The 6,513-nt window shown below is 38.1% G+C and carries 7 protein-coding genes; 2 read left to right on the top strand and 5 right to left on the bottom strand.

Translation table 11 applies throughout. From position 1 onward, the window contains the following. Positions 1–1,241, bottom strand: a 1,241-nt coding sequence (locus A2003_RS12580; RefSeq protein WP_286687447.1) for an acyclic terpene utilization AtuA family protein, incomplete at its 3' end; no start/stop codon positions are given. A gap of 191 nt (positions 1,242–1,432) precedes the next feature. Here A2003_RS12580 and A2003_RS12575 point away from each other — a divergent pair. Both A2003_RS12575 and A2003_RS12570 read left to right on the top strand, forming a co-directional pair. Then, positions 1,433–2,032 carry a TetR/AcrR family transcriptional regulator gene (locus tag A2003_RS12575; RefSeq protein ID WP_004964166.1) on the top strand — a complete coding sequence of 200 codons (600 nt, stop codon included), beginning with the start codon at positions 1,433–1,435 and terminating at the stop codon, positions 2,030–2,032. Further along, positions 2,029–2,526: a GNAT family N-acetyltransferase gene (locus A2003_RS12570; RefSeq protein WP_087539358.1), complete on the top strand. Its 498-nt coding sequence runs from the start codon at positions 2,029–2,031 to the stop codon at positions 2,524–2,526. The genes A2003_RS12575 and A2003_RS12570 overlap by 4 nt, the downstream gene beginning before the upstream one ends. A 43-nt stretch (positions 2,527–2,569) precedes the next feature. Here A2003_RS12570 and A2003_RS12565 read toward each other — a convergent pair whose 3' ends face one another. The 4 genes from A2003_RS12565 to A2003_RS12550 all read right to left on the bottom strand — a co-directional run bounded on the left by A2003_RS12565 (position 2,570) and on the right by A2003_RS12550 (position 6,366). Then, a complete protein-coding gene (locus tag A2003_RS12565) occupies positions 2,570–3,742 on the bottom strand; it encodes an acyl-CoA dehydrogenase family protein (protein ID WP_112987558.1) in 1,173 nt (390 codons plus the stop codon). Between the two features lie 93 nt (positions 3,743–3,835). Next, the gene (locus A2003_RS12560; protein ID WP_112987561.1) at positions 3,836–4,999 is read right to left on the bottom strand and encodes an acyl-CoA dehydrogenase family protein; all 1,164 of its coding nucleotides are present in this window, start codon (positions 4,997–4,999) and stop codon (positions 3,836–3,838) included. Between the two features lie 168 nt (positions 5,000–5,167). Further along, a complete protein-coding gene (locus A2003_RS12555) occupies positions 5,168–5,740 on the bottom strand; it encodes a DUF4256 domain-containing protein (RefSeq protein ID WP_227540298.1) in 573 nt (190 codons plus the stop codon). Positions 5,741–5,976: 236 nt separating this feature from the next. After that, positions 5,977–6,366 (bottom strand): hypothetical protein, encoded by a 390-nt coding sequence (locus A2003_RS12550; RefSeq protein ID WP_201897796.1) that lies wholly within the window; start codon positions 6,364–6,366, stop codon positions 5,977–5,979. Between the last annotated feature and the right edge of the window lie 147 nt (positions 6,367–6,513).

Genomic DNA, 6,513 nt, shown 5'->3' with positions numbered 1-6,513 from the left:
TGTGCGATTTCCGAAGCGAAGAACATACATGCTTCTTTAAACATATGTTTGACTGCAATTTTGACCACGACTTCACGGCTTTCTTTAATGCGTGCATGTGCCCCATAGGTGCTTTCAATACCTAAAATTTCGATCGATTTTTCTGTAAATGGAGGAACAGAACGTAAAGCCAATACACGCTCACATTTATTGATAATGGCATTGGCAATGGTTTGTGCTTTCTCAGGCGCTTCGCGACCTGCGATTAAGAAACTGACTAAAACACGATAACCATCGGCATAAGTGGCACTCACTTTATATTGTTGAGTTGGTGCTCGACCTGTTGCACCTGTGACTTTAACTCGATCATCACCCACTTGTTCTAAATAGACTTGACTAAAATCAGCTGTTACATCAGGAAGTAAATAGGCTTGTGGATTACCTATTTCATAAACGATTTGCTCTGCGACCGTTGCAGTCGACACTAAACCACCTGTACCTTGTGGTTTAGTCACAACAAAAGAGGAATCTGCACTGACTTCTACAATTGGAAAGCCCATGTTGTCAAAGCCTTGTACTAAACGCCAATCGGTAAAGTTCCCACCTGTACATTGAGCACCACATTCAATCACATGCCCTGCCAATGAGCCCTGTGCCAACTTGTCATAATCATCCAGTGACCATTTGTATTCATGCAATAAGGGTGCAAGCACAACCGCCGAATCGACCACCCGACCTGTAATCACAATATCTGCACCCAAATCCAAAGCGTCACGAATAGCAACAGCACCTAAATAGGCATTACTGCTCGCCACATGTGCAGGCAAAGGCTCACCATTAAACATTTCTTTGATATTTTTTTGCTGCAGTTCGGTGTGCTTTGGCAATACATCATCACCAAGTACCACAGCTACTTTTAAATCTAAGCCCTTTTCATCAATGATTTTTTGTAAAGCATCACGACAAGCTAAGGGATTTACCCCACCTGCATTACTGATTACTTTGATTTTCTTTTCAGCAATTTTATTAATCAGTGGAGACATCACACGACTAACAAAATCCAATGCATAACCATGATTAGGATCAGTCATCATTGCTTTAGCCATGATTGACATAGTAATTTCAGATAGATAATCAAAGACCAGATAATCAATATCACTCAAATGCACCAACTGAAAAGCAGCTGTATTGGTATCGCCCCAAAACCCAGAAGCACATCCAATTTTTACTAACTTTTGGTCATCCTGCTTGACGCTTGTCATGAGCTTTCTCATTATTATTAAAAACAACACAACATTACCAAGCAAGTGCTTGGTTTGTAAAGTGCAGAATGATATGCTGTATTAGCAAAAACAGACAAAATCAAGCAAATGCTTGTTATAAAAAGATAAGACAATTCATGAAATGAATTTTGTTACAATACACTTTGATTAAACGGGATAGACGGACAGGCATGATCGCAACTTCAATTGAGCAAATACCAAAAATCGTATGTTTTGACGATAGCCCACGTGGACGTTTGCTCTTAGGTGCCGCCTATCTGTTTTATAAGCAAGGATATGATAAAACCACGGTTCGCCAACTTGGTGAATTTATTGGTATTCAATCAGGTAGTCTCTTCCATCACTTCAAAAGTAAAGATGACATTCTAGCTACTGTGATGGAGCAAACCATTATTTATAACTTTGCACGGCTTAAAGAAGCGGCTGAACGTTCAAATGATCCTGAACAACAATTGCGTGATTTAATTAGAGCTGAATTGATTTCAATTACTGGTGATACTGGTGCGGCAATGGCAGTACTGGTACATGAATGGTTTGCGCTTTCTAAAGAAAAACAAGAATACCTTTTGAAAATGCGTAATGAATATGAGCAAGTCTGGCTTGATGTGATTGAAAAATTACGTACTCAAGGCAAAGTCAAACATGATGCGTTTATTTGGCGACGTTTAGTCGGTGGTTCTATTTCTTGGACAGTCACATGGTACCGACCAGAAGGTAAAGTGAAAATTGATGAATTGACTGAAATGGTTTGGGAAATGGCTTTGAAATGAGTCAGATCTATTTACGTAAGCCTCAACTCAGTGATTTAGCTGAAATCAAAAAAGCCTACCAAAATAGTGTTCATCTACATCAACCATGGACATATCCTCCTACAGATTTTGAACAATACCTACAGCAAGAATATCGTTATTTTGTCTGTTTAACTGAAAACCATACAATTGTAGGAACCTTTAATATATCGAATATCATTCGAGGTCACTTTCATTCTGCTTATATAGGCTATGAAGCCTTTTATCCATATATAGGTCTTGGATATATGCGACATGGGCTTCAACTTATTTTACAAGAAGCTTTTCAAACACTGAACTTGCATCGATTAGAAGCGAATATCCAACCTGAAAATTCTCGCTCCATTCACCTTGTGGCAGGAGCAGGCTTTGTTAAAGAAGGGTTTTCACGCCAATATTTACGCGTTGGTGGTAAAGAATGGAAAGATCATGAGCGTTGGGCGATTTTAAATCATGAGTGGATTGAATCCACATAATTTTAAAAGGGGATGAATTAGTGATCACCCCCTTTTTTACCAATTAATATTGCAACTGCTTACTAATCAAATCCTTCATAATTTCTTCGGCACCACCACCAATCATATTCACCTTCACTTCACGATAAATGCGTTCGGACTTCATACCTCGCATAAAACCCATACCACCCAAGGTCTGTACCGCAGCATCAGCACAGAATTGCATCGTACGAGTAGCAACGTTCTTAAGCATTGATATCTGTGCAATGAGCTCACTACCTTGCAGTTCCTTTTTTCCCATACGATATGCAGTATCTTCCAACAAAGCACGAGTAGCTGTAAGTTGCGTAGCCATATCGACAAGTTTATGACGTACCACTTGATGATCAATTAAGCGCTTACCAAAGGTTTTACGTTGTTGTGCCCATTCCAAAGCTTCTTCATAGCAAACCAATGCATAACCATAGGCTATCGCTCCTAGCCAAAAACGCTCCATATTAAAGTTATTCATAATCACTTTAAAACCAGCATTTTCCTGACCGAGCAAATGACTTACTGGTACACTCACTTCATCAAAATGTAGGTGAGCTGTGTCAGAAGCCCACCATCCCATCTTTTTTAAAGGTGATTTTGTAATCCCTTCACTATGCGCATCCATCAAAAGCATCGAGATCCCTTTTGGACCTTTTCCATTCGGATCTGTACGTACCGCAACCGTATAATAATCAGCTCGAATACCTGAAGTAATAAAGGTTTTCTCTCCGCTCACAATATAATAATCCCCGTCACGAACCGCTTTTGTTTTTAAAGCGGCAACGTCGGAACCACCACTCGGTTCAGTAATCGCTAGGGCTGAGATTTTTTCACCTGCAATAATTTTCGGCATAACTTCATCACGAATCTCAGGACGTGCAAAGTGATGAATCGGTGGAGTACCAATGCTATGAATCATCAATGAAATATGAACCCCACCCGATGCTGCTTTTGCCATCTCAATTGCAGCAAGCAATACATGAAATGCATCAGCTTCAGGAATTCCACCATGTTCTGCATCGAAACCTAAACCAAGTAAACCAATGCTAGCAGCTTTTTGATAAAGTTCTCGCGGAAAAGTGCCTGCTTCATCCCATTCATTTACATAGGGTGAAATTTCTTTTTCAACAAAGCGTTTAACACTATCTACAAAAGCTAGATGTTCAGATGTGTAATAAATTGGGTTAAGTGATAAACCATCCATGCCTTTTTCCTAAATTATTATTTAACTCATTCTTGTTATGCGGATAAGGCTTTAAACCAACTTCCTCTTGATTCAAAGCCTTTAAAATATGTATTAATAGTCCAGTTGGCGACTGGCAAGATCTTTCATGATTTCCTCTGCCCCACCACCAATCATGTTGACTTTTACTTCACGATAAATACGTTCTGATTTCGTACCACGCATAAAGCCCATACCGCCTAATGTCTGTACCGCAGCATCAGCACAGAATTGCATAGTTTGTGTTGCAACATTCTTAAGCATACAAATTTGCGCAATCAGTTCATTTCCCTGTAATTCGGGTTTTCCTAAACGGTAGGCTGTATCTTCCAATAATGCGCGAGTTGAAGTTAAACGTGTCGCCATATCCACCAACTTGTGACGGACGACTTGATGATCAATTAAGCGTTTACCAAAAGTCTGACGCTGTTGGGCCCAATCCAAAGCTTCTTCATAACAAACCAATGCATAACCATAGCTACTGGCAGCAAGAAAAAAACGCTCCATGTTGAAGTTGTTCATGATGACGAAAAAGCCCATATTTTCTGCGCCGAGTAAATTTTTAGCTGGCACGCGCACATTATCAAAATGCAAATGAGCTGTATCCGATGCCCACCAACCCATTTTATCTAGTTTTGATTTTGTAATGCCTTCACTATGTGCATCAATCAGCAACATTGAAATACCATTAGCCCCCTTCGCATCGGGATCAGTTCTCACCGCAACAGAATAATAATCTGCACGAATACCTGATGTAATAAAGGTCTTTTCACCACTGACAATATAATCATCACCATCTCGCACCGCTTTAGTTTTTAAAGCCGCAACATCTGAACCACCACTCGGTTCAGTAATTGCCAATGCAGAAATTTTCTCTCCCGATAAAATTTTTGGTAATACTTCAGCTTTTACTTCTTCTTGAGCAAAATGTTGAATTGGTGGTGTACCGATCGTATGTGAAAGTAAAGATGCAGCCAAACCGCCTGATGCACATTTTGCTAGCTCGACTGAGGCAAGTAGAGTATAGAATGCATCCGTCCCAGCAATACCTCCATAATTTTCATCAAAGCCAACGCCGAGCAAGCCAATATCGGCTGCTTTTTTATAAAGCTCTCGAGGAAAGGTTTCTGCTTCATCCCATTCATTAATAAAAGGGCTAATCTCTTTTTCAGTAAAGCGCCTAACACTCTCAGCAAAGGCTAAATGTTGCTCAGTATAATATAAGGGATTAAGTTGCATGCTTGCTTCCTGGCGATTATTGGTCATTGTTTTCGAATATTTAGTGAGCACTAAGGTATCAAAACCACAAAAACCAAGCAAGCGCTTGGCAAAATTTAAAATTAAAAAAATATTCAATTGGTTCGTTTACTTTAACTTCCTACAAAAAATCATTCATCCCAATGGAACTTAGATTTTTAACAAACTACGAAATCCTCGAGTTGAATAATAAGATTGAGCACCATTGTGATAAGTGAAAACTCGTCCATAACGACAATCACAAAAGATAGCCCCTCCTTTCACCCGAATATCATCTGGCGTTTTCACCCAACTCGACGTCTGTAAATCAAAATGCTCAATAGACTGTAATTGCTTATATTGCTCTTCTGTCAGCAATTCAACTCCCATCACTTCTGCTTCATCAACAGCATTGCTAATTGGTTTATGTTCTCTCCGTGAATTTAGTGCCTCTCGATCGTAGCAAAGACTTCTGCGACCTTTGGGTGATTCTAATGAACAATCATAAAATATGATGTCAGATGAGTCTGAATATATTGATACTACGTCAGGTTCTCCAGCTGTTTCTTCCATTTGATGCAATGACCATAATTTATCTGGTACTTGTTTTAATCTTTCCTCAACCTGATACCAACTTAAGTTCAAATGTCGATGCATGTTGTTTTCAAAACGAATTTTTAATTTTTCCAACAATAACTTCTTCTCTCTCTCAACCAATTGTTTTCCATTATATTTATACTCCACTTTTTCAATAATCTATTATTTATATCTATGTAAATGATGAAAACTAGAATAACCACTTAATCAAATTTTCATTTAAATGATCCATTTTATAAATATTTAGATTAAAAATAGAACAAAAAACACACCTGACTTTTTAGCTATTATAGAAATTCGAGTTCAGAATTTTTACTAATTTTTTATATATATTTGATTTATTTAAGCTTAATGATTTTTATAGCTCTTAGATTTAATATTAACTATGAAATAAAGTCACTAACTACTAGCCTATTTCTCCAGAGATACTCGAATTTAGCCAAAGTAGCGACAAAAATTGCTTCTCCACCAATATGCATAATCGCCAATATCGTCATTTCATGCCAAAACCACCATATTATAATCAAACAAATGATGCACCAAAATCCATTTGCTATCACAAGAATATTGATGAGAGTAGCTGATCGCCTTCTATAATTTGCTAATATAAATGAATAACATGCATACAATAAATTAGTACAACCAATGAAAATGATGATGTTTTTTGGTAAATGATAAATTTGACTCAACCATTGTGCTGTAAACAAAACTATTAAACCTGCTAAAGCAGCTGTACAACAATCTACCCATAAAATATTCTTTTGAATCATCATTATAAATAATCTAAGTCTTTATAGGGATATTAGCATAAACCCTATTTTCAACCACGCAATAAAAAACACCCCCTCTGCGTATGCGGAGGGGGTGTTTTAGATTTAAAAGCTGGCGATGACTTACTCTCACATGGCAAACGCCACACT

This window comes from Acinetobacter sp. GWC1_38_13 (genome assembly GCF_001767535.1).
Classification (GTDB): domain Bacteria; phylum Pseudomonadota; class Gammaproteobacteria; order Pseudomonadales; family Moraxellaceae; genus Acinetobacter; species Acinetobacter junii.
This window is presented reverse-complemented; position numbering and strand designations above follow the sequence as displayed.

Excerpts from the sequence above, each read along its gene's own strand:
- A2003_RS12560 (WP_112987561.1), bottom strand. The coding sequence starts at position 4,999 with ATGCAACTTAATCCCTTATATTATACTGAGCAACATTTAGCCTTTGCT.
- A2003_RS12575 (WP_004964166.1), top strand. The coding sequence starts at position 1,433 with ATGATCGCAACTTCAATTGAGCAAATACCAAAAATCGTATGTTTTGAC.
- A2003_RS12570 (WP_087539358.1), top strand. The coding sequence starts at position 2,029 with ATGAGTCAGATCTATTTACGTAAGCCTCAACTCAGTGATTTAGCTGAA.
- A2003_RS12565 (WP_112987558.1), bottom strand. The coding sequence starts at position 3,742 with ATGGATGGTTTATCACTTAACCCAATTTATTACACATCTGAACATCTA.
- A2003_RS12550 (WP_201897796.1), bottom strand. The coding sequence starts at position 6,366 with ATGATGATTCAAAAGAATATTTTATGGGTAGATTGTTGTACAGCTGCT.